Genomic DNA, 25,474 nt, shown 5'->3' with positions numbered 1-25,474 from the left:
GCAACATGGGGCACGACGGTACGGAAAATATGTCTGGTGGTCAATCATCTCTGGCTAGATTAAATGTTGCGTGATTGTGTCGCCCCTGCACGTCCGAGCCGTACGCGGCGCACTCTCGCAACGCCTCCGGGCGCGGGTCCCGTTGACATGTCCGTCGGCCGAAACGCACACTCGGAGCGCCGAAGTGAACGAGTGTTCACCTGGTGGACGGATCCGGGCGCGGCAGCGGCCGCCCGCCTCTGACGAGGGGTTCCCGGCGGCCCGGGCCGCCCCGGGGCGACGGGCGGGCGCGGGTGCGGCGGCCCGGACCCGCGCCCCGACGGCAGTCCGCCCCGCCGCCCAACGAGGAGCAGAGATGCCCGACCGCCTCCGAGACGTCTATGTCGTGGACGCCGTCCGCACCCCGGTCGGCAGATACGGCGGTGCGCTCTCCGGCGTACGCCCCGACGACCTCGCGGCCCATGTCCTGCGCGCCCTTCTCCGCCGTACGCCGGAACTCGACCCGGCCCGGATCGACGACGTCGTCCTCGGCAACGCCAACGGCGCGGGGGAGGAGAACCGCAATGTGGCCCGCATGGCACTGCTCCTCGCCGGGATCCCGGTGACCGTGCCCGGCGTCACCGTCAACCGGCTCTGCGGCTCCGGCATGGAGGCGGTCGTCCAGGCCGCCCGGGCCGTCGCGGTCGGCGACGCCTCCGTCGCGGTCGCCGGCGGCGTCGAGTCCATGAGCCGGGCGCCCTGGGTGGTGCCCAAGCCCGAGCGCGCCCTCCCCGCCGGACACCAGCAGATGTACTCGACCACCCTCGGCTGGCGGATGACCAACCCCCGGATGCCCCAGGAGTGGACGGTCGCCCTCGGCGAGGGCGCGGAACTCGTCGCCGACCGGTACGGCGTCGGCCGCGAGGCCCAGGACGCCTTCGCCCTCGACAGCCACCGCAAGGCCGCCGCGGCCTGGGCGGACGGCCGGTACGACGCCGAGGTCGTCCCCTTCGACGGCCCGCTCGACGGTGTGGCCCTCGTACGCGACGAGAGCGTCCGCGACACCACCTCCGCCGAGGCGCTCGCCGCGCTGAAGCCCGCCTTCCGCCAGGGCGGCACCGTCACGGCCGGCAACTCCTCGCCGCTGAACGACGGCGCTGCGGCCCTGCTGCTCACCGACGAGGACGGGCTGCGCGCCACCGGCCGCCCGCCCCTGGCGCGGATCGGCGCGACCGCGGTCACCGGCATCGAACCGCAGCTCTTCGGCGCGGGCCCGGTGGAGGCGGTCCGGCGCGCCCTGAAGAAGGCCGGACGCGGGTTCGGCGATCTGCGCACCGTCGAACTCAACGAGGCGTTCGCGGCGCAGGCCCTCGCCTGCCTCGGACAGTGGCCCGAGCTGGACCCCGCCGTGGTCAATCCGCGGGGCGGCGCGATCGCCGTGGGCCATCCGCTCGGCGCGTCCGGCGCCCGTATCACCGGGGCCGTGGCACATCAGCTCGCCGCCGCGGGCTCCGGCTCCGGCGTCGCCGCGCTCTGCATCGGCGTCGGCCAGGGGCTCGCGATGGTCCTCGACGCGCCCTGAGCGAGCGGTCTGCCAGGGGCGGGGGCGGGGCGCCGGGGAGCGGCTCGGGCGCGCGCCCCCGCCGGCGCGGCCGGTACGTGAGGTCCCGCCGGCGCCCCCGGTACGGGCGCGTCCTCGCCGGCCCCGGTGCGGGCGTCCCCGCCCGCGCTCCCCGGCCTCAGGAAGACGTTTCCTCCGGGGCGGTCCGGCGGCTCCCGGCCGACAGCAGTTCACGGGCGAGGACGCCCGCCCACCACCGCTCGACCCGCTCGGGCGGCCAGCCGCGTTCCACGGTGAGCGTCCGGTAGACGTCGATGTTGCAGATCGCGGCGTACACGTCGACGGCTTCCGGCACGTCCAGCCCCTCCCGCAGCACCCCCGGCGGCCAGGTCGAGAAGACTCCCGAGCGGGTACGGTCCCCTCCCGCCCGCCCCTCGCGATAGGTCGCCGCCAGCGCGGGCTCGCCGCGCCCCGCCTCGCGCACCAGCGCGATGACATCGCCCGCCCGCTCGAACAGCCGCCGGTCGTACCCGGCCATCGCCGCGAGCTGCCGCGCGGGGTCCGCCCCCGGCTCCTCCAACTCCTCGACGAGCCGCGCCGCGTCCGCCGACAGATCCGCCGCGTCGGCCAGCGCCCCGGCCAGCCCTGCCTTGTTCCCGTACGTCGCGTAGACGGTCGGCGCGGACACCCCGGCCTCGCGCGCCACCTCCCGCACCGTCGTCGCCGCCCACCCCTGGGCGAGGAAGAGCTTCCGGGCGGCGTGGGCGATGTCGGCGCGGGTCTCCCGCGCCTGTGCCGCCCTGCGCAGCGAGTCGTACGAGCGCCTGCCCGAGTTCGCTTCCGAATCCACGGTCGCCTCTTTCGCTTTACAGTGCTTATAGTGAATACATGATGCGTAAAATCTTACCGCCGACCCCGATGAACCTCCCCCGGATCGGCGGCTTCGCCGCGATCGGGTTCGCCTTCACCATCGCCCTCGGCAACATGATCATGGTCCCCGCGGGGCTTCCCCGCACCGGCTCCGAACTCGCCGACGTCACCGCGTTCTTCGGCGCGAAGCCCGACATCGTCGGCATCGGCTCCGCCGTGACCCCGGCCGCGTGGGTGCTGGCCACCCTCTTCGGCGCGGGAGCGTACTCCGCGCTCTCCCGCTCAGGGCGGGACGACGTCCGCGCGTGGGCGGTGGTCGGCTGCGCGGGACTGCTCCTCCAGAACGGCCTGTTCGCCGGCGTCGTCGCGACCCGGCTGGCCCTGACGACGACCGGCGCGCCCGACGACCCCGGCACCGCCGCCCTCTGGGCGCTCCACGACACGCTCTTCACCCTCAACGGAACCTTCCTCGCCCTGGCCCTCCTCGGCCTCTCCGCAGCAGGCTGCCGCGCCGGCCTCATCCGCCCCTGGCACGCCGCCCTCGGCCTCCTCGCCGCCGCCCTCCTCTTCACCTCCGCCACTCTCACCCCCCTCATCACCCAAACCCCCGGCCCCCTCGGCCTCCTCGGCCTCACCGGCTGGCTCCTCTGGCTCCTCTGGACCACCCTCTTCGGCCTCACCCTGATCCGCCCCTCCTCGACGTGAGCCGCGACGCCCGAGGTCTGCGCGTGGTGGGTGTGCGGGCCTGTCCTCAATCGCCGGACGGGCTGGGTTGGGCCGCTGCCCGGCGGTCGGGGTTCCGTTCTCGCGGGGTGTGCTGACGTGGGTCCTGTCGGCGCTTGGGGTGTGTGTTTGGGCGGGTGCGTGAACTCGGCGTCCGCTCATGTCTGAGGTGTGACTGTTCGCTGCGCGTGCTGGGGGTGCGGGTTCGTCCTCAATCGCCGGACGGGCTTGATTTGCCGCTGCCCGGTCGTCGGCATTCCGCTGTCGCGGGGTGGAAGGTCGGCCCCGCCGACCCTGAGGGCGTGGATCGTACGATTCAGCCCCCCGGCGTCGACGCGTGAAGCAGGAGCCGGCGGGTAATTCTCAGCCTCGCCGGCGTTTGAGGCGCGGGGTTCGGGGCGGGGCCCCGCGGGGGCCTGGGCTTCTGGCGGCGTGAGGGCTGCGAGTCTCAGCGTTGGCGGGAGCGCGGGCCGTGAATTCCCGTTCCGCCGGGGCGTGGGTCGCGAATTTCAGCCTCGCCGGCGTTTGAGGCGCGGGGTTCGGGGCGGGGCCCCGCGGGGGCCCGGGCTTCTGGCGGCGTGAGGGCTGCGAGTCCCAGCGTTGACGGGAGCGCGGGCCGTGAATTCCCGTTCCGCCGGGGCATGGGTCGCAAGTCCCGGCGTCACTTGGAGCCTGTGCTGTCAATGCCGGCCTTGCTGGAAGCGTGGATCGTACGATTCAGTCCCCCGGCGTCGATGTGTGGAGCAGGAGCCGCCGGGTAATTCTCAGCCTCGCCGGCGATTGAGGCGCGGGGTTCGGGGCGGGGCCCCGCGAGGGCCCGCGATCCCGGCGCGCCGCAGCCCGCGCCCCTCAGCCCCGCCGGCGATTGAGGCGAGCCCGCACAAGACCCCACCCAGCACCCCCCAAGCCCCCGCCCCAAAGAAAGGCGATTGCCACCGCCCCCCACCCCCCACTACCATCCCCGCTTGTGACTGCCGGGTCGGCCATGTGCCAGAAGCGAGTTGGGTTCCCGGCCTCGGAGTGACTCCGAGGCGGGTGCGAGCCCCGCCCTTTCCACCTCCACCGCCACACCTCCTCGTACGGCGGCCCCCTCCGCGCACGCCGTGCGTCACCCCCGCGCTCCTGAAGCGCCCCCCTCCGCCGTGCCACGCCCGGTGCGCGCGCCCCCGCAAGGGCCCCCGCCCACCCCTGGCCGACGGCTGTTCGGCATGCCCGTCCACCGGACGGACCACCTCCGACAGCCCTCCCTCAACCGAAAGCGATGAATTGCCCAACGATTTCAACCAGACCGTCATCGATGAGTTCCGCGCCAACGCGGGCCGTGTCGGCGGCATTTTCGAAGGCGCCCGGCTGCTCCTTCTGACCACCACCGGAGCCCGCTCCGGAGCCCCCCGCACCACCCCCGTCGGCTATCTCCCCGACGGCGGCGAACGCGTCCTCGTCATCGCCTCCGCCGGCGGCGCGCCCCGGCACCCGGCCTGGTACCACAATCTGGTCGCCGATCCGAGGGTCACCGTCGAGAGCGGCGTCTTCACCTATGAGGCGGAGGCCGTGGTCCTGCGGGGCGAGGAACGCGACCGGGCCTTCGCCCGCGCGGTCGAATCGGATCCCGGCTGGGCCGAGTACCAGGCGAAGACCACACGTGTCATTCCCGTGGTCGCGCTCCGGGAGATCCCCGCCGGGCCGCCCGACATCCCGGCCGCGAAGTCCGTCGGCGACGCGGTGAGACTGATCCACGACGGAATCCGGCGTGAATTCGCCCTGGTCCGGGAGGAGATAGCCGTATCGGGCCCGGGCGGCCTGGCCGCTCAGCTCCGGGTCAACTGCCTCACCGTCTGCCAGGGGCTGCGCCATCACCACGAAGGCGAGGACGCGATGATGTTCCCGATGCTCGGGAAACGCCGTCCCGAACTCGCGCCGGTCCTCGACCGGCTGCGGGACGAGCACCTCGCGATAGCCGCGCTGACGGCGCGGCTGAGTACGCTCGTCGACGACGCGGACGCCGACCCGCGCACCATCCTCCCCGAGGTCGACCGGCTCCTGGCCGAGCTGGAGAGTCATCTCGCCTACGAGGAGGAGCAGCTGATCCCGCTGCTGGACGGCTGAGGCCGAAGGGGCCCGCGCCCCGTGAGCCGCTGCCGCCGACCGGGCGGCGGCGGCTCACGCCGTACCCGTCCGCGCCCCCTCCGCACCTCGCCGCCCGAGCGCGCCGACGGCGGCGACCATGCGATCCCAGAACCGCTCGGCGTCCAACTCCATCGCCACCAGGGCGTTCACGGGCCGGTCCAGATACCCGTACGGGTCGACCACGGTCGCGCCGCGCGTGTACCGCCCGCGCAGTTCGACCGCCACGCTCGCCTCGGCACAGCGCACGATCGCCGGGTCGATGACCCGCGCCACGGCCACCGGATCGTGCACCGGCGGCGAGGCGAAACCCCACAGCCGCCGGTAGGAGGAGGCGTAGAACGACATCAGCTCGACGCACAGCGAGCCGAGTTCGGTGTCGAGCGCCTCGAACCGGGCCAGCACCTCCGGAGTGGCGAGCGCCTGGTGGGTGACGTTCAGACCGCACATCGTCACCGGGACGCCGCTGCGGAAGACGATGTCGGCGGCCTCCGGGTCGACATGGACGTTGAACTCGGCGGCGGGCGTCCGGTTCCCGCGCTCGGTCGAACCGCCCATGAGCACGATCTCGCGGATGTGCGGCACGACCTCCGGATACCGCGTCAGCAGCAGCGCCACATTGGTCAGCGGAGCCGTCGGCACCAGCGTCACCGGCTCCGGATGCCCGGTGAGGACCCGGCGCAGCAGCTCCACCGCGTGCTCGGGGACCGCCTCCACGGCGGGCTCGCCGAAACGCGGACCGTCCAGACCGGTCTTCCCGTGCACATCGTCCGCGACGACCAGCGGCTCCACGAGCGGCCGCGCGCACCCGGCCGCGAGCGGCACCCCGGCGATCCCCGCCGCCGCGCAGATCCGGCGCGCGTTGAGCGTCGTCTTCTCCAGCGTCTGATTCCCCGCCACGGTGGTGATCGCCAGCAGCTCGACGGCCGGATCCCCCGCCGCCAGCATGATCGCCAGAGCGTCGTCATGGCCCGGATCGCAATCGATGACGATCGGCACAGGAGTGGACGGCACGGCGCTCCTCGGCAGGGTTAAGAGAACGGGACGGATACGAGTAAGGGGGGACGGGACCGAACCGGGCCACGGGTCCGGCGCACGCCGGAACGGTCCGCCGGGGGAGCCCGCCGCCCGTCCGCACGACCCGTGTGATCGCCAGTATGGCGACGAAACCCCCGCCCGCCGGAAGGGCGCGGCGCACAACGTCCGGATCCGAACGGTACGGACGTACGGACGCGCCGCGCCGCGCCGGGCGGCGTACCGCGTACGGACTCGTCGCCTCCGGGAACGCGGTGGTATCCATGGCGCGTGACGACGACGACCGCCGCCGATCCCACCGACCCGGCCGCCCCCGCCGACCGCCCCCACGCCGTGCTCTGCGACGTCGACGGAGTGATCCGTTCCTACGACATGACCGAGGTGACCCGGCTGGAACGGGCGGCCGGGCTGCCCGAGGGAGCCACGGCCGCCGTCGGGTACGCGCCGGAGAACGATCTGCCGCTGCTCCTCGGCCGCATCACCCACGAGGAGTGGGAGGAGTCGATCGTCCGGGGACTGCTGCCCCAAGTGGACCGGTCCCGGGGCCGTTGGCCCACGCCTTCGTCCGCGCCGACTCCCGGGTGGACGAGACCGTGGTCGCACTGCTGCGCCGGGCCCGCCGCCGCTGCCCGCTGGTGCTGGTCACCAACGCGACCGTCCGGCTGGACGAGGACCTGGCCCGGCTCGGCCTGAGCGATCTCGCCGACGCCGTCGTCAACAGCTCGCTCATCGGACTGGCCAAACCGGACCCGGACTTCTACGGGATCGCCGCCCAGCGCGCCGGGGTCCGCGCGGACCGCTGCCTCGTCGTGGACGATCTGAGGGAGAACGTCGAGGCGGCCGTCCGCCTCGGTATGACCGGAGTGGTCTTCCGCGACGCGGAGGATCTGCGCACCGCCCTCGCTCTTCTCCTCAATCCCTCACCCCCGGATCACGGGGTCGCCGCTCCCTCCGCCCGAGGCCCCCGCACCCCGCCCCTGGCCCGGCCGGACGCCATCGCCGTCAGGGCCACCGCGAGCGCGAGCGCGACCATCAGCCCGCTCACCCACAGCGGCGAGCGATACCCGAGCCCCGCCCCGATGGCGACCCCGCCGAGCGCCGGGCCGAGCGCCGCGCCGACGTTGAAGGCGGCGGTGGCGCTCGCCCCGGACAGGGCCGGCGCTCCGGCCGCCGAGTAGAGCACCTGTGAGACCAGGGTGGAGCCGACGGCGAACGACAGCGCCCCCTGGAGCATGACCAGAGAGATCGCCGCCACCGGGCTCCCGGCGGTCAGCGCGAGCACGCCCCAGCCGACGAGCAGCGCCGTACCGCCCGTCAGCAGCAGCGGCACCGGCCGCGCGTCGGACAGCCGGCCGCTCACGGTGACCCCGATGAGCGAACCCACGCCGAAGAGCGCCAGCACGACGGGCACCCAGACCGAACCCAGCCCGCTGACACCGGTGATCAGGGGCGCGAGATAGGTGAAGGTGCAGAAGGTGCCCCCGTTCACCAGCGCGCACAGCAGCAGAAGCACCATGGGCCGGCGGGCGCGCAGCACCCGCAGCTCCCCGCGCACCCCGGGGCCCGCCGAACCCGGCGTACCGTCGGGCACCCACTTCAGCACCGCGACGACGGCGGGCGCCGAGAGCAGGACGACCGCCCAGAACGCCGAGCGCCACCCCCACAGCTGACCGAGGACCGCGCCCCCGGGAGCGCCCGCGACACAGGCCAGGGTGATGCCGGCGAGCAGGATCGAGGTGGCGCGGCCCTTGGCGTTCGGGGGCGCGACCGCGGCGGCGGTGGACAGGGCCACCGCCAGGAACCCGGCGTTGGCGAGCGCGGCGACGACGCGGGTGGCCAGCAGCACGCCGTAGTCGCTCGTCAGGGCGCCCACCACATGGACGAGCAGAAAGACGATCAGAAAGGTGAGCAGCGCGCGCCGTCGGGACCAGCGCATGCTCATGACGGCCATCAACGGCGCGCCGAGCACCATTCCCACGGCGAACGCCGAGGTCAGCGACCCGGCGGCGGGGATGGACACCTGTAGGTCACGGGCGATGTCCGGAATCAGACCGGACAGCATGAACTCGGATGTCCCCTGGGCGAAAACGGCCAGTCCGAGGAGATACAGAACAAAGGGCACAGCGGAACTCCACAGCCACTACTGAGATCGACAGAGTCAGCGGCGGGCCGCGGGCGGCATCCGGAAGGGAGTCGGCGGAATCCGTCACCGGGCCCGGGGAATCACCGGGCGCGGGAGATCAGCGCGACAGCGCGGGAAGCCACCGGGCGGCCGGTGGCTCCACTCTGGAGGACTCGGGGCTGGACATGGCCGCAGGTTAGCCATGCCCGTACCGCCCTGTCCACGCGCTTTTCCGCCAGGCGGGATCACGGACGCGCTTTTCGCCACCCGAAACCCTGGACCGTCCCGGGTCCCCGGCCCCCTCGGGTCGCCCCCGCGCCCGGCCGGGCCCGGACGCCGTCGCACGGCCGGGCCCGGCTGCGGGCGCGCCCTCGTACCCGGACGTCGGCGCGCCCTCGCCCTCGTACGCGGCCGCTACACCGACCGCGGCGGCTTCCTTACCATCTCCACCAGCGCCGAGACGCTGTGCTCGCGATGCCCCTCGGCGACCGCCCGCCGCAGCAGATCGTTCATCGGCGCGTGCCAGGACAGATCGACGCCGGCCTCCTCGCCCAACAGCTCCTCGGAGGCCAGCGCGTCATGGAAGAGGCCGACGGAGGAGGCGGCGTCGCCGTACTCCCCGGTGTCGATCTCCCGTGCCAGAACGGGCAGTATGGAGCCGATCATCTCCAGCCACTTGACCGAGAACCGCACCATCGAACCCGCCTCCAGCCCGCGCGCGGTCACCATCGCCGCGCCCTCGAAGAAGCCGAGCAGGGCCGGGAGCAGCAGGGCCCCCACCGCCGACTCGTAGAGCGCGGCGAGATCGGCCTCGGGCCCGAGATGGACGGTGTCGCCGCCCAGCGCCCGCAGCGCCGGCTCGTACGCGTCGAAGACGGCCCGGTCCCCGCTGTAGTAGAGGAGCGTGTCCGGTCCCCCCACCGCCGACGGCACATTCTTCACCGCCCCGTCGAGGAACCGGGCCCCCCGCCCGGCCGCCCACGCGGCCATCTCCCGGGCCTCGGCCGGAACGCCGCTGTTCAGCGTGATGAGCGTCCGTCCGGCGAGCGCGTCGCCCGCGGCCTCCAGACTCCGCCGGGTGACGTCGTAGGCGCTCAGACACGCGACCGTCAGCGGACTCGCCGCCACCGCCTCCCCGATCTCCGTCCGGTGGTCGGCGCCCAGCGCGACGAGCCGGGCCGCCCTGTGCGGGCTGCGATTCCACACGGTGGTCGGATGCCCCGCCGCGAGGAACGCCTCCGCCAGCGCCCCGCCCATCGAACCCAGCCCGACGACGGTCACGGGTGTACGGCTGTCCTCGGCCATGAATGCTCCACTCCCAGAGGGTCGGTTGTATGACTTCGACAAAGTCCCGTCGGGCGGGCCGCCGCCGCTCCACCCTGACCCCGGTGCGGAGCCGGTCACCCGCGTCCGGTATCCATGCTGGGTCTCCGCAGACAAACGATCAAGTACCGACAATTTTGTTGGGTACTCACATGTTTGTCAGTGTGAGGTGTCGCAGAGTCAGTGGCTCGGTTGGAGTGATGATGAAGAAGCGGTCCTACACCTGCGGGCTCGACGCCGCCATCGATGTCATGGGAGGCAAGTGGAAGGGGCTGATCCTGTTCTCGCTGCAGGACGGCCCGCTGCGCTTCGGCGAGCTGAGACGGACGGTGGCCGGCATCAGCGAGCGGATACTGATCCTCCAGCTCCGGGAGATGGAGACCAGCGGTCTGGTGCACCGCGAGGTCCATCACCAGGTCCCGCCGAAGGTGGAGTACTCGCTGACCGACTTCGGCCGGACCCTCAACACCGCGCTGGCCCCGCTCGGCGAGTGGGGCGAGGAGCACATGGAGCGCATCGAGGCCATTCCCTGAACAGGTGGCCGCGCGCGGTGTCGCGCATGAGACCCCGGGGAACGCGGTACGGCTCAGATGGCACCGCGTCCCCACGGTCCCGACGGACGGCACGGCGAGCCGAACGGCCCGCCGTGCCGTGCCCGGAGAGGAGAGCCCCCATGCCGTTCACCGGCGAAGAGATCGCCTATCTGCAGTCACAGCCCCTGGCGCGCTTCGCCAGCGTCTCCGCGGACGCGCAGCCCGATGTGGTCCCGCTCGCCTATGAGTTCGACGGGACCTACTTCTGGATCGGCGGCTCCGGGCCGAGCGTCGCCCGTACCCGTAAATTCCGCAATGTCCGGTCCGGACAGCGCAAGGTCGCCCTGGTCATCGACGATCTGATGTCCTTCGAACCGTTCACCGCGCGCTGTATGCGGATCTACGGTGTGGCCGACGAGCCGTTCGAGCGGGTCGGCCTGGTCGGTCCGGGGCTGTACATGCGCGTCACCCCGACGCTCTCCTGGAGCTGGAATCTGGAGGGCCTGCCCGTCGGCGCCGAATGGTGCGAACCGGTACGGACCGTCCACCGCCCCCCGGTCGATCCGGCCGGCGGCTGAACCGGCTCCGGTCATCCGTCAGGGCCTCCGGTGCGGCTCCGGTGGATCAGTCGAGGGTCCAGACATGGAGCAGGTGGGCGATCCGGGCCACGCCCAGAGCGCCGGAGGCGGCGTCCCGCACCAGGACGACCGCGTCCTTCGGCGCGTACCCCAGCCGATGGCCGCCCAGGGCGAGGAACGCCTCGGTGCTGTGCCAGGCGAACGCCTCGTTCGAGTGTTCCAGGCACGGGAGTTTCGCCAGCGTCTGCAGCAGGGCCGCGGCCTTGAGGTGCTGCGAGCCGTAGATGTCCCGGCCCATCGCCCGCGACTGTATGCGGGCGACCGCGGCGTAGAGCGGGCCGTAGTCGTCGACCTGCGGATCGCCCGGCACCAACTCGGCGGCGTGCAGCAGGAACGACACATCGATACGGTGCGGCTCCGGCCGGTCCTCCCCGGGATCGCTCACGCGGCGTTGTCCCGCTCGTCCCGTTCCAGCTCGCGGCGGGCGCGCACCTCGGCCGCGCGGTGCTCGTCGGCGATCTCCCCGCCCGGGCCCCCGCCCGCGCTCCCGGTCTCGGCGGCGAACGCCTCGTGGCTGCGGGCCACCGACGCCTTGAAGTGATCGAGGAACGTGCTCTCCACGGCGGTGGCGCGCTCATAGGCCGCCGAGAGGATGTACTCCTGCATGCTCACGCCCGTCGCCTTGGCCGCGGCGGCGATCGCCGCGCGCTGCTCGGGGTCGGGGAAGCGCAGACTCATGGCCTTGGGCTCGGTCATGGTGGCGACGGTATCACTGGTATCACTCCATACGGAGGTCATGGCGGAGCCCGCTGCGGACCTGGAGGATGTGGTGGCCGAAAGTAGTCGTACGATTCCGGGGAAGTGACCGGAAGCGGGCTCCGCCTTGCCCGGCGGGAGTCGCGCGACCTAGGGTGAATGCGCTTTCATTACGCATGCGCACACGGTCAGAGCACACAAGAAGCGGACGGTCGGTCGGTTGAGCACCCCCACTGTGTACGACGTCGCCGAACAGTCCGGCGTCTCCATCGCGACGGTCTCGCGGGTCTACCGGAACCCCGATTCGGTCCGCGCCCAGACCCGGGACCGGGTCCTGGAGGCCGCCCGCAGGCTCGGCTATGTCCCGAGCGGCAGCGCGCGCGGGCTCGCCAGCCGCACCACCGGGGTGCTGGGTCTCTGCTTCCCCGACTACGCGGATCCGGACACCGAGGCCGACGGCGCGGACGCCGAGGACGACGACTCCGCCGTGATGCTCTACTCCGACCAGATCATTCGCGGAATGGAACGGGCCGCCCGGCGCCACGGCTACGCGCTGCTGATCGCCGCCTCCCTCGAAGGCGGGCCCCGCAGCCTGGTGGAACAGGTCGCCGGACGGGTCGACGGCTTCGCGGTCCTGGCCCGTACCGTGCCCACCGAGGACCTCGAACTCATCTCGCGCCGGCTCCCCGTGGTCATGCTCGCGGGCCCGCGCGAGATCGACCACCTGGATCACATCGAGGTGGCCAACGCGGCCGGCGAGCGCGAGCTGACCCGGCACCTCATCGAGGACCACGGGCTCCGCCGGCTCGCCTTCGTCGGCGGCGAGGCGGACTCCCCGGACGCCGAGGCCCGGTTCGCCGGCTTCCGCGAGGCCTGCCGCGACGCCGGACTGCCCGTGCCGGACGAGCCGGCCGAGCGCGGCCGCCCGATGACCCAGGCGGAGGGGGCGCGGGCGGCCGAGGCGCTGCTCGACCGGGAGGGCGAGCGCCCGCAGGCGATGCTGTTCGCCAACGACCAGATGGCGGTGGGCGCGCTGCGCGCGCTGGAGCGGCGCGGCGTGCGGGTCCCGCAGGACGTCGCCGTCACCGGATTCGACGGGATTCCGCTGAGCCGGATCGTCAGACCCGCGCTGACGACGGTCCGCCAGCCGATGCGACGGCTGGGCGAGGAGGCCGTGGACCTCCTGGTCCGCCGGCTCCAGGACCGCGTCCGGGAGCCCGTCTCCCTGGTGCTCCCCGTCTCCGTCGCCCACCGCACCAGCTGCGGCTGCCCCCCGCCCCAGCACCACAGCTGATCCACGGCTCCGCCCGTGCGCGGGCCGCGCGTCACTCCCCGCCGGGGGCCGCCCCGGTGTCGCCCTTCGTCCTGCCCGCCCCGAGGGAGGCGACGTACTCGCGCGCCGTGCGCGGCACCTCGTAGTGCGGCGCGTCGCCCGCGGCGAGGACTTCGGGCAGCGGCTCCCGTTCCAGGGTCACCGCGCGGAAGGCCATGCCCACCGTCACCCGGTGGTCCGGCCGCTACATGACCTCGATCGGATCGCCCGCGCGGATCTCGCCCGGGGCGATCACCCGGAGACAGGCCCCGGTGACGGCGTGCCGGGTGAAGCGCCTGATCCAGCCGGCCTCGCCGAGCCGGCCCTGGAAGGTGCGGCAGGCGATCCGTCCGCTGGTGATCTCCAGCAACAGATCGGGACCGATCCGCCGGCGTTCGCCGATCCTGCCCTCGGCGATGTCGACTCCGGCCGTGGTGAGGTTCTCGGCGAACGAGCCGTTGGGCAGCGGTCGTTCCAGCTCGCGTTCCCAGAAGTCCAGATCCTCCCGGGCGAAGGCGTGCACCGCCTGGTCGCCGCCGCCGTGAAAACGAAGATCGCAGACCGTGTCGCCCGCCACACCGCCGCCCCCTCGGCCGGGCGGCCCGGGCCGTCGACGGGTTCCTTGTGGATCCCGGTGATCCCGCTCGGGGCGGAGGTGTAGTCGACCGGCCTCGGGCGGCCCCGGTTCACGGTCAGCAGCTTCATGCGCCTCATGGCCGGAGGCTGACGAGTCGTCCGCGAACCCTCCACCGCGTTCACCTCCGGCCCCGGGGCCTGCCCGACGTCCGGGGCGGTCGGCCCCGGGGCGGACGGCCGCTCCGCGACCGGGGGCGGGCCCCGGGGCGCGATCACCTGTCGGCGATCGCGCCACGAGGCCCGCTGTCGGACAGCGCCCGGCGCCTCCGGCGCGGGAGGGACGACTACCGGAGGACGACGTCGCGGCCCGGGCCGCCTTCGACCTTGTCCTTCCCGGGGCCGCCGCTGACCAGGTCGTCGCCGCCCTCGCCGTTCAGCGTGTCGTCGCCGGGGCCGCCGAGGAGGACGTCGCGGCCGTCCCCGCCCATGGCGTGGTCATTGCCGGGACCGGCGTACACGATGTCGTCGCCGCCGTACGCCTCGATCATGTCGTGGCCCCGGCCGCCCCACAGCCGCTGGTCGCCGTCGTCGCCCATCAGATGGTCCATGCCGTCGCCGCCGTCCATGACCACGCGCCCCATGACCATGTCGTTCCCCGCGTCGCCCCGGACCGTGTGCGCGGTGTGGGCGTGCAGGGCGTCGTCGCCGGGGCCGCCGCGGACGGTGGAGACCCCGGGGTCGCTGGTGGCGATCGTGTCGTCGCCGTCGCCGAGGAAGATGTCGATCCGGTCCGGCCGGGCGGTGCCGGTGGGCAGTTCGCAGACCACGTAGGTCGGGTCCCCGGGCGTGAGGTACGTACAGTGGTCGCCCGGTTCGAGCGCGACCGAGTCGCGGAAACCGATCCGCCGGACCCCGTCGCCGAGGTCCATCGGGACCACATGGAGGTCGTTGACCTGTCCCGCGCCGGCGGTGAAGACGATCGACTGAGACGCCCAGTCGGCGCCGACGAGGGCCTTCGCCCCGGCGGCGGGCGCGGCGGGGGCGGCGGCCGCCGGGGCGGCGGCGATGCCGGTGACGAGCAGAGTCACGGCGACCGCGCGGGCGGTGGCTCGGTATCGGTTCATGAGGCCTCATCTCGATGTGGCGACCGGTGGACCGACCTGCCGGCGGGGCGGCCGCCGGCCGACCGGGCGATCGGTCTCGACGGCGGCGTCCTCGTGGCCGGCCCTCCCGGACGGGGCTCGTGGGGGACTCCTCCGTGGGGGGTTCGCCCCCGCCCGCCCGAAGACAATCCGGACATGGGCATGTCAAATCGCCGTGCCATGGCCGTTGGGGTGTCCATGGTCGGCGACGGAAGCGTACCCCTCTTGGTCTAGACCAAACCAGCACGCGGGGATCACCGTCGAGTCGAACTGCCCCCGGTGATGGGAGGGTTGGGCGCTCCCCGGCGGCGCGCGCGAACGGCCGCCGGGGCCGGGAAAGCGCCCGCGCCGCCCGCCAGTTCCTGTGGGTCGGGCGGACGAGGACGGGTGCCGCGCCGGTCGGTACGGGGACTTCCCGGCCGGGGCTGACAGGCTGCGGACGATACCTCGTCAGGCGTCCGTCGCGCGGTGGCCGTGAGAAGTCGGCGGAGTCGCGTCCTCCGGGGCTGTGCGAGGCGCTGGTGCCGCACCGGGCGACGTTCGCCTCGTCTGTGCCAGACTGCTCGGATGATCATCAGACTCGCGGAAGACGCAGACTTTGCCGGCTTTCTCGGCCTGGCGGCCCAGGTTGAGCACTGGTTCGGTCCGATGGTCGAGGACGTCGGTTTCCATGACGCTGTGCGCGAGCACATACGCCGGTCCCGGGCGCTCGTCGCTGTTTCCCCGGGGCCGGAACTCCTCGGCGGGCTGCTGTTCGGAGCCGAGGCGCCGGTCCACCACGTCCACTGGCTCGTCATCTCGCAGCAGGTGCGGGGCAAGGGCGTCGGACGCGCACTGATGTCGGACGCGACGCGCCGGTGGGTGCGGGGCCCGGGCACTGTCGAGGTCGTCACCTTCGGGGCCGACCATCCCGGTGCTGTCGTCAGCGGCGCACGCGTCTTCTACGAGCGTCTGGGCTTCGCCGCTGCCGAGGCCGCAGATCCGGGACCGGAAGGCGGTTCCCGGCAGATCTTTCGCCGGGCCGTCAGCTGATTCACGCGATTGATTCGCGCGATGTCGGCCGGGTGACGGCGGCTCGTGGGCGCTGGTCATCTCGGCGTGGCGGTTCCGCCGGGCGACGCGGCGGCGGATCGGGCCGCCCCTTGTGATCGGCGCCGTCGAGGGTGAAGCGGCGCAGGGCGGTGAACGGGGCCCGGCACCGTTCAGTCAGGGGGAGTCGGCCGGGGCGCAGACCGCCTCGACGGTGCTCGCCGCAGCCCGGAAGCGAGCCGTGGCCGCGTGCCGAGCGCTGACGAGGGCGACGTCGTGACGTCGGGCCATGCCCTCATCATCCCCGCGCCCGACGGCCGTTGCCGCGCGGTCCCCGGAACGCTGACGACCGGAGACCTCGGCGATCACCTGCGGGACAGCCCTGCCGGACAGCCTTCAGGCGACGCAGAACTCATTGCCCTCAGGGTCCCGCAGAACGACCGCGTAGTAGTCCATGTCCGGCCTGTCCATCACCCGCAGCACCGTCGCCCCGGCGCCGGTGAGCCGCTCCACCGTGGTGTCGACTCGCTGAGTGCGAACCGTCAGCGGGACGCTCCGGCCGCCGCCGACCTTCAGATCAAGATGCACCCGGTTCTTGACGGCTTTGGGCTCCGGCACCCGCTGGAACCACACTCGCGGCCCCCGCCCCGCCGGATCGACGATCGACTCCGGCGTTTCCCCGGCGCCGATCAATTCCTCTTCGGGCACACCCATGTCGGCCCAGTAGTCCCGCCACGTCTCATGACCGCCCGGCGGCGGCTCCGGGACATATCCCAGTGCGTCGGCCCAGAAGGACACCAGCCGTTGAGGGTCCGCGCAGTCAATGGTCACTTGCAGCGTCACATCCATACCCGCAGCGTCTCAGACAGGTCTGACACACCCCGGCTCGCGACGCCTGCCGGGCCGGACACCGCGAGTGCACCACGCCGACTCCGTACCTCCCCGGAGCCCGCGACCGTTTCCGCTCGGGAGTCCAAAAACGCCCCCGCCAACACTCCCGCCAGCCTGCCCTGCCTCCCGCGTGACCGCCTCGCAGTTCCGAAGACCTTCCGGCGGCGCTCCCTCCGCGAGCCGCCCGACCCTGCCCCGCCCCCAACAGCGCCCCGCCGCATCGCCCGTGAGCCCCGGAGGCCGTCGCTCAGCAGCACCCGTTTGCGGCCGCCTGCCTCCGAGGAGATCCCAGCAGTCCTTCGCGTGCCCGCGCGAGGCCGCGAAGGTCTCCCGGTGACCTACCCCTGCGGACCGACCCTCTCCGAGGAGAATCCGGCAGTGCCTCTGCCGGACAGCCCTGGATGACGCGCGACACCTCTCGACACCGTGCGCCGCGCGCGATCGCCCCGGAGGCCGCGCAGTCGGCTCCCGGCAGCGCGCCTCGCGGGCCATCCGCCCCGGGGAGCCTGGCCGGACCGCCTCGGGGGCTGCGGGCTTCTTCGCGCGCCAGTGCCCCTCTGCGGCTGCCCGCCTTCCTGGGAAACCCCGGCCGCGCCCTGCCGCGAGGCCGCCAAAGTCTCCTGGCGGTGCTTCTCTTTGGGCCGTCCGCCCTGCGGGGTTCCGGAACTGTCCTCGCCGAGCCGTCCCCGGCCTGTGGGGCTGTCGCTCGGCAGCGCCGCTCTGCGGTTTGCCCGCCTTCCCCGGAGGCCGCAGCAGCGCCTGCTGCGTGTGGTGCGATCCGGGCTGCCGCAGTCCGGATCCCGGCAGCGGACCACTGCGTACCGCCCGCCCCGAGGAAGGCACGGCGCTGCCCTGGCCGGACCGGCCCAGGGAGCTACGGGGTCCGTCCCTCGGCCGAGCCCCTCTGCGGCTGCCCGACATCTTGGGGAAACCTCGACCGCCCCCTGCTGTGAGGTCGCCCCGGGGCTGCGAAGGTCTCCTGACGGTGCTTCTCCGCGGGCCGACCGCCCTGCGGGGGGCTCCCATGGTGTTTTTGTAGGGGTGTGCGGGCTCCCCTGCGATGCCCCCGAGGTTACGGAGGTTGGCCCGGCACCTCCTGCGGCCCGCCGCACCTCCAAGGGGCCGACAGCCCCGCCCCCCAGATGCCTCCGGCTTCCGCCCCGGCGTCGGCCGCACTCCGCTCCACCCTTTGCCCTGCGCCCGCGCGCGGGTCCACATCCCGTGCCCCAGAGCCCCCGGCTTCCGCCGCCACGCCCGGCCACACCCTGCTCCACCCCTGGTCCCGCGCCCGCGCGGGTCCACGTCCCGTGCCCCAGCGCCCCCCGGCTTCCGCCGCCACACCCTGCTCCACCCCTGGTCCCGCGCCCGCGCGGGACCACGTCCCGTGCCCCAGAAGGCCCCGGCCCAGCGGCCCCGTCCCGGCCGCACTTCGCTCCACTCCTGGCCTCGCGCCCGCGCAGGACCACACCCCGCGCCCCCGGCCTCCGCCGCAGCGCCGACCGCACTCCGCTCCACCCTCGGCCCTCCACCCGCGCAGGACCAGGCCGCGCGCCCCAGCGCCCCCCGGCCCCGCGCCCGCGCAGGACCACACCCCGCGCCCCAGCGCCCCCCCCGGCCTCGCGCCCCCGCAGGACCACACCCCGCGCCCCAGCGACCACCCGGGCCCCCGCCCCCCGCCGGGCGCACCCCCCCAAGCCCCCCGCGCCCGGGCGCCCACCCCCCCCGGCAAGCCCCCGCCCCCGCCGCAAACCCCACCAGAAGCGGAATAAGTCACATCTGCTTTCGATTCGCAAACACCCGGCCTAGCGTGCGAAGCACGCATCCCACATTCCGGCGTCGTTACCGAAGCGTGATCCCGAGGGTCCTTGCGGATGTCCTCCCGGCTGACGCAGGGTGATGTATGCGCTTACAGGCAGCGCATACATCACCGCTTGACATCGCTGGAACGCTCAAGGAGGAGCCCCATGCACCGCTCTGCCAGAACCGCCTCGGTCGCCGTCGCGCTCGCGGCCACGTTCGGAATCTCAGCGTGCGGCGGCTCGGGCGGGGCTGATGTCGCGGCGGACGCGAAGCAGACGCTGACCGTCTGGGCGATGGGCACCGAGGGCGAGAAGCTCGGCGATGTCGCGGCGGAATACCAGAAGAAGAACTCGCACGTCACGGTGAAGGTGACCCCGGTGGGCTGGGACGTCGCCCATCAGAAGCTGGTCTCCGCCGCGGCCGCCGGCACCCTGCCGGACGTGATGCAGATGGGCTCCACGTTCATGGGCGAGTTCGCCGAGCTGGGCGTGCTGGAGCCGGTGGACACCAAGGAATTCGCCAAGGACGACTTCTTCCCCGCCGCGTGGGAGGGCAATGTCGTCGACGACAAGGTCTACGGCGTCCCCTGGTACGTCGACGCCCGCGTCCTCTACTACCGCACCGACCTCGCCGAGAAGGCCGGGGTCGACAAGGCCCCCACCACCTGGGCGGAGATGTCCGAGCTGGCCGCCGCCTACCAGGACAAGGCGAAGACGACCTGGGGCATCTCGCTCCAGCCCTACAACCTCGACGCGTGGCAGAACTGGCTCCCGTTCTTCTACTCCGCCGGCGGCGAGCTGATCAAGGACGGCAAGCCCGCGCTGGACAGCGAGGCGGCGGTCACCTCCCTCACCGAGTACGCCTCGTACTTCGAGAAGGGGCTCGCGAAGAAGAGCGTCCAGCCCGGCTACGACGTCATCAAGGACTTCGGCAACGACAGCGTGCCGATGTTCCTCTCCGGCCCCTGGCAGACCGTCAACATCTCGGAGAACCAGCCCGAGCTGAAGGGCAAGTGGGCCGCCGCCCCGCTGCCGAAGGGCACCTCCTCCACCTCCTTCGCCGGCGGCTCCAGCCTGGTGATCTCCAAGGACAGCGAGCACAAGGCCGCGGCCCGCGAGTTCATCAAGCACCTCACGGACGCCGAGGGCCAGGCCGACTGGTACAAGCGCACCACCGACCTGCCCGCCAACAAGGCCGCGTGGGACGACGGCGAGCTGGCCGCCGACCCGAATCTGAAGACCTTCCGCACCCAGATGGAGAGCGCCAAGGCCATCCCGGCGCTCGCCAAGTGGGCGGAGATCGGCTCCAAGATCGACGCGGCGATCGAGTCGGTGACCCAGGGCAAGGCCTCCCCGGAGGAGGCCGCGAAGAAGATGCAGTCCGAGACCGCCGGCCTCGTGGAGTAGTGCAGTGAGCACCCTCACCGACACGGTGGCCAAGGATTCGGCGGGGGCGGCCGGACCGCCCCCGCCGAAGCCCGGCCCCCTCAAGCGCCGGGCCGGCGTCCAGAATCTGGCGGGCTGGCTCTTCTCCACCCCCTTCCTGGCGCTGTTCGCCGTCTTCATGGCCCTGCCGATCATCGCCACCCTGGTGATGAGCTTCACCGACTTCGGCCTGCGCAATGTCACCGACCCGTTCTCCGCCGAATTCGTCGGCCTGGACAACTACACCAAGCTGTTCGGCGACGAGAAGTTCCTCACCTCGCTCTTCAACACCGGCTACTTCGTGGTCGTCGGCGTGCCGCTGACGATCGCGGCGGGGCTCGTCGTCGCGGTGCTGCTGAACAACGGCATCGACCGGATGCGCACCTTCTTCCGGATCGGCTTCTACGCCCCGGTCGTCACCAGCATCGTGGCCATCGCCGTCGTCTGGCGCTTCGTCCTGGACCCGGCCGACGGCCTGGTCGCGGGCGTCGCCGTCGAACTCGGCCTCACCCCGCCCGACTTCCTCGGCTCCGAGACCCTCGCCATGCCCTCGCTCATCGTGATGGCGGTCTGGCGCAACCTCGGCACGGTCATGGTCCTGTTCATCGCGGGCCTCCAGGCCATCCCGCACGACGTCCGCGAGGCGGCCCGGCTCGACGGCGCGGGGATGTGGCAGGAGTTCCGCCTGATCACCGTCCCTCTGCTGCGGCCCACCCTGCTGTACGCGACCGTCATCACCACGATCGGCTATCTCAACGTCTTCGAGGAGCCCTTCGTGATGACGAACGGAGGCCCCTCCAACAGCACGCTGACGGTCTCCCTCAACATGTACCGGGAGGGCTTCAACTTCTTCCACATGGGCTACGCGAGCGCCATGGCGTATGTGCTGTTCGTCGTGATCATGGGCATCACTGTGCTCCAGCTCCGTCTGCTGAAGGACAACACGAAATGAGCACCGTACGACTGAAGAAGCCCGCGGCCTATCTGGCGCTCGGCCTGGGTCTGGTGCTGATGGCCGCCCCCTTCCTGTGGATGGCGCTGTCCGCCTTCAAGACCAAGTCCGAACTGTCGGCCAGCCCGCCGGTCTGGATCCCCACCGAGTGGACGCTCCAGAACTTCCGCGAGCTGCTGAACCTCCTGGACCTGCCGGCCTACTTCCTCAACTCCACCATCGTCGCCTCCCTGGTGACCGTCTCCAATCTGCTGTTCTGCTCGATGCTCGGCTACGCCCTGGCCAAACTGAACTTCGCCGGCCGCGGCAAGGTCTTCGGCCTGGTCCTGGGCGCGCTGATGGTGCCCGGCAATCTGATGCTGCTGCCGCTGTTCGTGCTGATGAGCAAGATGCGGCTGATCGACTCCTACGCGGGTCTCGTGCTGCCCTTCGCGGCGGGCGCCTTCGGCGTCTTCCTCATGCGCCAGTTCATGCTCTCCGTCCCGGACGAGCTGCTGGAGGCGGCCCGGCTCGACGGAGCGGGGGAGTGGTACATCTTCTGGCGGATCGTGATGCCGCTGGTGAAACCCGCTCTCGCGACGCTGGCGATCCTCACCTTCCTCCAGTCGTGGAACAACTTCGTCTGGCCGCTGATCGCGACCAACGACCCCGACAAATACACCCTGCCCGTGGCGCTGGCGACCTTCGCCACCGACCCGAACCGGGCCAACGGCTCCAGCGGTGTGCTGATGGCCGGGTCCTTCCTGGTGGTGCTGCCCGTGCTGCTCGTCTTCGCCGTGCTGCAGCGCCACTTCACCCAGGGCATCGCGACCGCCGGTCTCAAGTAGCCCGCGGCCCCGGCCCGTACCGCGCCGGCCGCGCCCCGGTCCGTCCCGTACCTCCGTCGGGACCGCCCGGGACGCGGGCCCGGGCCGCGCCGGCTGTCGCCCGGCGACGCCCTCCCCTCTCTGGCGGTCCCCGCACCGCAGCCGCATCACCCATCCCCTTCACGAAAAGGTTTGTACTGATATGAGCGAGAAGTCCGCAGCCCATGTCGACTGGGAGTCCCGCATCGGCAAGCCCAGCGATGTGCGCCTCACCGGAGTCGGCGAGCTGCCCGCCCCCGGCCGGGTGAGCGCCGAGGACGGTACCGGCCATGTCCTGCTGAACTGGGCCCCGGTGGACGGGGCGCTCGGCTATCTCGTGCACCGCGCGGACACCGCCGAGGGGCCGTTCGACCCGCTGGACCACCTCGGCGGCGATGTGCTGGCCGTACCGCACCCGCCCTACGCCGACACCCTGGCCGAGCCCGGCCGCCGCTACCACTACAAGATCGCCACCTGGTCCGACAGCGGCGCGGGCGAGCTGTCCGAGGCCGTCACGGGCGGCGCGGCGGCCGCGGGCGAGCGGCCCGCCGAGGTCACCGTCGCGGTGGACGCCGCCGCGCCGACCACCGAGCTTCCCCGGGTGTGGAACCGGATGATCGGCGCGGAGCACTTCTCCCTGCTGATCTGGGACAAGCCCGGGGCCGGCGGCTCCGACGTCGCCGCCGAGTACGCCCAGGCGCTCGGCATCGTCCGCGACGAGCTGGGCGTGCGCTCGGTCCGCGCCCACGGCACCTTCCTCCCCGAGACGGTCTCCGTCCGCCCCGACGGCTCCTTCGACTTCTCCGGGCTCGACCAGGTCTACGACCGCTTCCTCGCCACCGGTCTCAAGCCCGTGGTCGAACTCTCCTTCATGCCGAAGGAACTCGCCGCCGACCCCGACTACACCGTCTTCGACTACAAGGCCCTGGTCTCCACCCCCGCCGACTGGGAGCGCTGGGGCGACCTCTGCCGCGAGCTGACCGTCCACCTCCAGGAGCGGTACGGCAGGGACGAGGTGGCCGGCTGGGAGTTCGAGGTCTGGAACGAGGCCAACCTCGAAGTCTTCTGGAACGGCACCCAGGACGACTACCACCGCCTCTACGAGGTCGCCGTCCGCGCCGTGAAGGGCGTCGACGAGCGGATCCGGGTCGGCGGACCCTCCTCCGCCGCGGCCGGCTGGGTCGGCGCGCTGCTGGAGCACTGCCGCACCCACGATGTGCCGGTCGACTTCGTCTCCACCCACACCTACGGCAACGCGCCCCTGGACTTCCGGCCCATGACGCGCGCCTTCGCCGAGACCACCGGCCGCCCCGAGCCGGAGATCCTGTGGACCGAGTGGGGAGTCACCCCGACCCACTTCCACCGGGTCAGCGACTCCGTCTTCGCCGCGCCCTTCGTGCTGCGCGGCATGAAGAGCGCGCTCGCCTCCACCGACTGCCTCGCCTACTGGGTCGCCTCCGACCAGTTCGAGGAGCTGGGCTGGCCGCCCCGCCTCTTCCACGGCGGATTCGGCCTGTTGACCGTCGGCAATCTGCGCAAGCCCCGCTTCTGGGCGCTGTATCTGCTCTCCCAGCTGGCGGGCGGCCGGGCCCCCGCCGCCGTCACCGGCGACGGAGCCGAGGCGCTGGTCGAGGCGGTCGCCACCCGCGCCGAGGACGGCTCCACCCTGGACGTCCTCGTCTGGAACGGCACCCTCGACCAGTCGAAGATCGACGGCTCGGCGGCGCTCGACCGCACCGCCACCGTCCGCGTCACCGGACTCGCCCCCGGCGCGCGCTACACCGTCTCCTCCCGCCGGGTGGACGAGGCGCACGCCAACATCCGGGCCGTCTGGGACGACCTCGGCGGCGGCGAATGGCCCGACGACCAGCAGTGGGAGAAGCTGCGCGACGCCGACCGGCTGCCCGAGGAGAGCCTCGGCGCCGTCGCCGCGGACGCCGACGGCGCGGCGGTCCTGACCGTCGACCTCCCCAACCCGGGCATCCGCTTCCTGCACCTCGCCCGGGGCTGACCCGCCCGTCCGGGCCCGGCGCGGGCGCCACACCCCCGCCCGCGCCGGGCCCGGACGCACCCCTGACCCCCGTACGGGACGAGCACCAGCCCCGCCCGCCCGTACGGGACCTCCGGGCGACGGGTGCGGGGGACCGCCGGAGTCCGAGGGCCCCCGCACCCGCACCGCCTCCTCACGCCCGCCTTCACCACCGGGAGCTGGAAACACATGGACCGTCTCGACCGCCGTACGCTCCTCACCGCCGCGGGGGCAGGGGCAGCAGCCCTCTCCGTACCGGCGCTTTCCGCACCGTCCGCAGCGGCCGCGCCCCTCACGGGCGAGGCCGCGACGACCGCCCGTCACCGTAGGAAAAGCCCTCATGCTTCTCCTACGAACCTGCTGCACACCTGGTTCCGCGACACCTATCACTCGATCGAGTGCATGACGACCGACTTCGGTCTGACCGCCGACAAGGCCGACCTCAGCGGGCCCGGCAAGCCCGTCCCCTCCCGCAACACCTCTCCCACCAACATCGGCTGCGGCCTCTGGTCGACCGTCGCCGCCGGCGGACTCGGCGTCATCAGCCGCGCGACCATGCACCGCCGGCTCGCCCACATGGTCACCGCCGTCGAGAAGCTCGACCGCTTCCACGGCTTCTGGGTCAACTGGTACGACGCCTACGACGGCTCCGTCCTCACCGCCTGGCCGGAGACCGGCGCACCCGTCCGCCCCTTCCTCTCCTCCGTCGACAACGCCTGGCTCGTCACCGGTCTGCGCATCGCCGCCGACGCCGCCCCCGCGCTCCGCGGCCGCGTCGCCCGGATCCTCGCCGACGCCGACTGGTCGTACTTCTACACCCCCTACGACGCCGCCGACCCGGTCAAGGGCCCCGGCCAGCTCCGGGGCGGCTTCTGGACGGACACCGGCGAGCCCACCCCCCACCACTACGGAGCCCTCAACACCGAGCCGCGCATGGCCAGTTACCTCGGCATCGCCGACGGCTCGCTCCCCGGCGACCACTACTGGCACCTGCTCCGCACCATGCTCCCCGAGCACGAGCAGGAGCAGCGGCCCGGAGGCTCGTACGTCACCGTCGACGGCATCCGGGTCTGGAACGGGCACTACACCCACCGGGGCCGCAAGCTCGTCCCCGCCTGGGGCGGCTCCATGTTCGAGGCGCTCATGGTCCCGCTGTTCGTCCCCGAGCCCGAGTGGGGACGCCGCTCCTGGGGCGTGACCCACCAGCGGTTCGTCCGCTCCCAGATCGAGCACGGCCTGATCGAGGAGGGGTACGGCTACTGGGGCTTCTCCCCGGCGAACATCCCCGAGGGCGGCTACAGCGAATACGGCGTCGACGCGATCGGCATGCAGGTCGAGGGCTACCAGTCCCGCGGCGTCGTCACCCCGCACGCCTCGTTCCTCGCGCTGCCGTACGCCCGCCGCGAGGCCGTCGCCAACCTCCGCGCGATCGCCGACGACTTCGGCGCGTACCACGACGGCTTCGGCTTCCGCGACTCCGTCGACGTCCGCACCGGCCGGGTCAGCGACTTCGTGCTCGCGCTCGACCAGGGCATGATCGCCGCGGCGCTCGCCCAGGAGCTGCGCCCCGGACTGCTCCAGCGCCCGTTCCGCACCGGCGGCTTTGCTGCACGCGTCAAGCCCCTGCTGGCCAGGGAGCGCTTCAGCATCTGAACCGCGCGGCACACCACGCCGCGCCCCCCGATCCGCCCCGGAGCACCGGACGGCCGACACCGTCCGGTGCTTCCGGCGTTCGCCCGCGCCCGGACCGCCGTTCGCCCGCGCCCGGACCGGCGTTCGCCGATCGCCCGCCGCCCGGACCGCCGTTCGCCCGCCGCCCGGAACGCCGATCGCGCGCCCGCCGCCGTCGGGCTCCTTCGTCACGAACACC

The 25,474-nt window shown here is 72.6% G+C and carries 21 protein-coding genes and 2 pseudogenes; 14 read left to right on the top strand and 9 right to left on the bottom strand.

The features are described 5' to 3' along the window. Positions 1–355 precede the first annotated feature (355 nt). Positions 356–1,561 carry a thiolase family protein gene (locus tag ACF089_RS21250; RefSeq protein ID WP_392028717.1) on the top strand — a complete coding sequence of 402 codons (1,206 nt, stop codon included), beginning with the start codon at positions 356–358 and terminating at the stop codon, positions 1,559–1,561. A 157-nt stretch (positions 1,562–1,718) separates the two neighbouring features. Here the strand turns inward: ACF089_RS21250 and ACF089_RS21245 are convergent, their stop codons facing one another. Beyond that, positions 1,719–2,390 (bottom strand): TetR/AcrR family transcriptional regulator, encoded by a 672-nt coding sequence (locus tag ACF089_RS21245; RefSeq protein ID WP_392028715.1) that lies wholly within the window; start codon positions 2,388–2,390, stop codon positions 1,719–1,721. Positions 2,391–2,428: 38 nt separating this feature from the next. On the opposite strand from ACF089_RS21245, the gene ACF089_RS21240 reads away from it, so the two are divergent. Further along, positions 2,429–3,115, top strand: a complete 687-nt coding sequence (locus ACF089_RS21240) for a 2-oxoglutarate/malate transporter (protein ID WP_392028713.1) — start codon at positions 2,429–2,431, stop codon at positions 3,113–3,115. Between the two features lie 1,284 nt (positions 3,116–4,399). Then, positions 4,400–5,239 (top strand): nitroreductase/quinone reductase family protein, encoded by an 840-nt coding sequence (locus tag ACF089_RS21235; protein WP_392028711.1) that lies wholly within the window; start codon positions 4,400–4,402, stop codon positions 5,237–5,239. 54 nt (positions 5,240–5,293) lie between these two features. On the opposite strand, the gene ACF089_RS21230 is transcribed toward ACF089_RS21235, so the two are convergent. Continuing rightward, positions 5,294–6,205 (bottom strand): nucleoside hydrolase, encoded by a 912-nt coding sequence (locus tag ACF089_RS21230; RefSeq protein ID WP_392028943.1) that lies wholly within the window; start codon positions 6,203–6,205, stop codon positions 5,294–5,296. Positions 6,206–6,562: 357 nt separating this feature from the next. Here ACF089_RS21230 and ACF089_RS21225 point away from each other — a divergent pair, with 357 nt between their 5' ends. Together ACF089_RS21225 and ACF089_RS21220 are read left to right on the top strand one after the other, a co-directional pair. Beyond that, on the top strand, positions 6,563–6,985 hold the full coding sequence (locus tag ACF089_RS21225; protein WP_392028709.1) for a hypothetical protein: 423 nt from the start codon (positions 6,563–6,565) through the stop codon (positions 6,983–6,985). Next, positions 6,874–7,101, top strand: a pseudogene (locus ACF089_RS21220) (HAD family hydrolase); the annotation flags it as partial. The gene ACF089_RS21225 and the pseudogene ACF089_RS21220, both read left to right, overlap by 112 nt. Positions 7,102–7,223: 122 nt before the next feature. Here ACF089_RS21220 and ACF089_RS21215 read toward each other — a convergent pair. Further along, the gene (locus ACF089_RS21215) at positions 7,224–8,414 is read right to left on the bottom strand and encodes a Cmx/CmrA family chloramphenicol efflux MFS transporter (RefSeq protein ID WP_392028707.1); all 1,191 of its coding nucleotides are present in this window, start codon (positions 8,412–8,414) and stop codon (positions 7,224–7,226) included. A gap of 414 nt (positions 8,415–8,828) precedes the next feature. Beyond that, on the bottom strand, positions 8,829–9,719 hold the full coding sequence (locus ACF089_RS21210; protein ID WP_392028705.1) for an NAD(P)-dependent oxidoreductase: 891 nt from the start codon (positions 9,717–9,719) through the stop codon (positions 8,829–8,831). Positions 9,720–9,940: 221 nt separating this feature from the next. Here ACF089_RS21210 and ACF089_RS21205 point away from each other — a divergent pair, with 221 nt between their 5' ends. Both ACF089_RS21205 and ACF089_RS21200 read left to right on the top strand, forming a co-directional pair. Further along, positions 9,941–10,270 (top strand): winged helix-turn-helix transcriptional regulator, encoded by a 330-nt coding sequence (locus ACF089_RS21205; RefSeq protein WP_392028703.1) that lies wholly within the window; start codon positions 9,941–9,943, stop codon positions 10,268–10,270. A 140-nt stretch (positions 10,271–10,410) separates the two neighbouring features. Further along, the gene (locus ACF089_RS21200; RefSeq protein WP_392028701.1) at positions 10,411–10,848 is read left to right on the top strand and encodes a PPOX class F420-dependent oxidoreductase; all 438 of its coding nucleotides are present in this window, start codon (positions 10,411–10,413) and stop codon (positions 10,846–10,848) included. A 46-nt stretch (positions 10,849–10,894) separates the two neighbouring features. On the opposite strand, the gene ACF089_RS21195 is transcribed toward ACF089_RS21200, so the two are convergent. Continuing rightward, positions 10,895–11,293 (bottom strand): fic family toxin-antitoxin system, toxin component, encoded by a 399-nt coding sequence (locus ACF089_RS21195; protein ID WP_392028699.1) that lies wholly within the window; start codon positions 11,291–11,293, stop codon positions 10,895–10,897. Next, positions 11,290–11,604, bottom strand: coding sequence for a DUF1778 domain-containing protein (locus tag ACF089_RS21190; RefSeq protein ID WP_392028698.1), 315 nt, complete (start codon positions 11,602–11,604; stop codon positions 11,290–11,292). Before ACF089_RS21190 ends, ACF089_RS21195 begins: the two co-directional genes overlap by 4 nt. Before the next feature lie 220 nt (positions 11,605–11,824). On the opposite strand from ACF089_RS21190, the gene ACF089_RS21185 reads away from it, so the two are divergent. Then, on the top strand, positions 11,825–12,898 hold the full coding sequence (locus ACF089_RS21185) for a LacI family DNA-binding transcriptional regulator (protein WP_392028696.1): 1,074 nt from the start codon (positions 11,825–11,827) through the stop codon (positions 12,896–12,898). A 31-nt stretch (positions 12,899–12,929) separates the two neighbouring features. Here ACF089_RS21185 and ACF089_RS21180 read toward each other — a convergent pair. Then, positions 12,930–13,621 (bottom strand): annotated as a pseudogene (locus ACF089_RS21180) (MOSC domain-containing protein). Positions 13,622–13,836: 215 nt separating this feature from the next. Beyond that, positions 13,837–14,616: a calcium-binding protein gene (locus ACF089_RS21175; RefSeq protein ID WP_392028694.1), complete on the bottom strand. Its 780-nt coding sequence runs from the start codon at positions 14,614–14,616 to the stop codon at positions 13,837–13,839. Between the two features lie 585 nt (positions 14,617–15,201). On the opposite strand from ACF089_RS21175, the gene ACF089_RS21170 reads away from it, so the two are divergent. Then, complete coding sequence (locus ACF089_RS21170; RefSeq protein ID WP_392028692.1) at positions 15,202–15,666, top strand: GNAT family N-acetyltransferase; 465 nt, start codon at positions 15,202–15,204, stop codon at positions 15,664–15,666. Positions 15,667–16,059: 393 nt separating this feature from the next. Here the strand turns inward: ACF089_RS21170 and ACF089_RS21165 are convergent, their stop codons facing one another. Beyond that, positions 16,060–16,512, bottom strand: a complete 453-nt coding sequence (locus ACF089_RS21165) for a VOC family protein (RefSeq protein ID WP_392028690.1) — start codon at positions 16,510–16,512, stop codon at positions 16,060–16,062. Between the two features lie 2,006 nt (positions 16,513–18,518). On the opposite strand from ACF089_RS21165, the gene ACF089_RS21160 reads away from it, so the two are divergent. From ACF089_RS21160 to ACF089_RS21140, 5 genes are all read left to right on the top strand, one after another. Beyond that, positions 18,519–19,760 carry a sugar ABC transporter substrate-binding protein gene (locus tag ACF089_RS21160; protein ID WP_392028688.1) on the top strand — a complete coding sequence of 414 codons (1,242 nt, stop codon included), beginning with the start codon at positions 18,519–18,521 and terminating at the stop codon, positions 19,758–19,760. 106 nt (positions 19,761–19,866) lie between these two features. Then, positions 19,867–20,730: a carbohydrate ABC transporter permease gene (locus tag ACF089_RS21155; RefSeq protein ID WP_392028941.1), complete on the top strand. Its 864-nt coding sequence runs from the start codon at positions 19,867–19,869 to the stop codon at positions 20,728–20,730. Next, positions 20,727–21,557 carry a carbohydrate ABC transporter permease gene (locus ACF089_RS21150; protein WP_392028686.1) on the top strand — a complete coding sequence of 277 codons (831 nt, stop codon included), beginning with the start codon at positions 20,727–20,729 and terminating at the stop codon, positions 21,555–21,557. The genes ACF089_RS21155 and ACF089_RS21150 overlap by 4 nt, the downstream gene beginning before the upstream one ends. 181 nt (positions 21,558–21,738) lie before the next feature. Next, positions 21,739–23,586, top strand: a complete 1,848-nt coding sequence (locus ACF089_RS21145; protein WP_392028684.1) for a glycoside hydrolase — start codon at positions 21,739–21,741, stop codon at positions 23,584–23,586. Positions 23,587–23,793: 207 nt separating this feature from the next. After that, positions 23,794–25,257 (top strand): glucoamylase family protein, encoded by a 1,464-nt coding sequence (locus ACF089_RS21140; RefSeq protein WP_392028682.1) that lies wholly within the window; start codon positions 23,794–23,796, stop codon positions 25,255–25,257. Positions 25,258–25,474: the final 217 nt, after the last annotated feature.

The sequence above is a fragment of the Streptomyces sp. NPDC014894 genome (assembly GCF_043080985.1).
Classification (GTDB): Bacteria; Actinomycetota; Actinomycetes; order Streptomycetales; family Streptomycetaceae; genus Streptomyces.
This window is presented reverse-complemented; position numbering and strand designations above follow the sequence as displayed.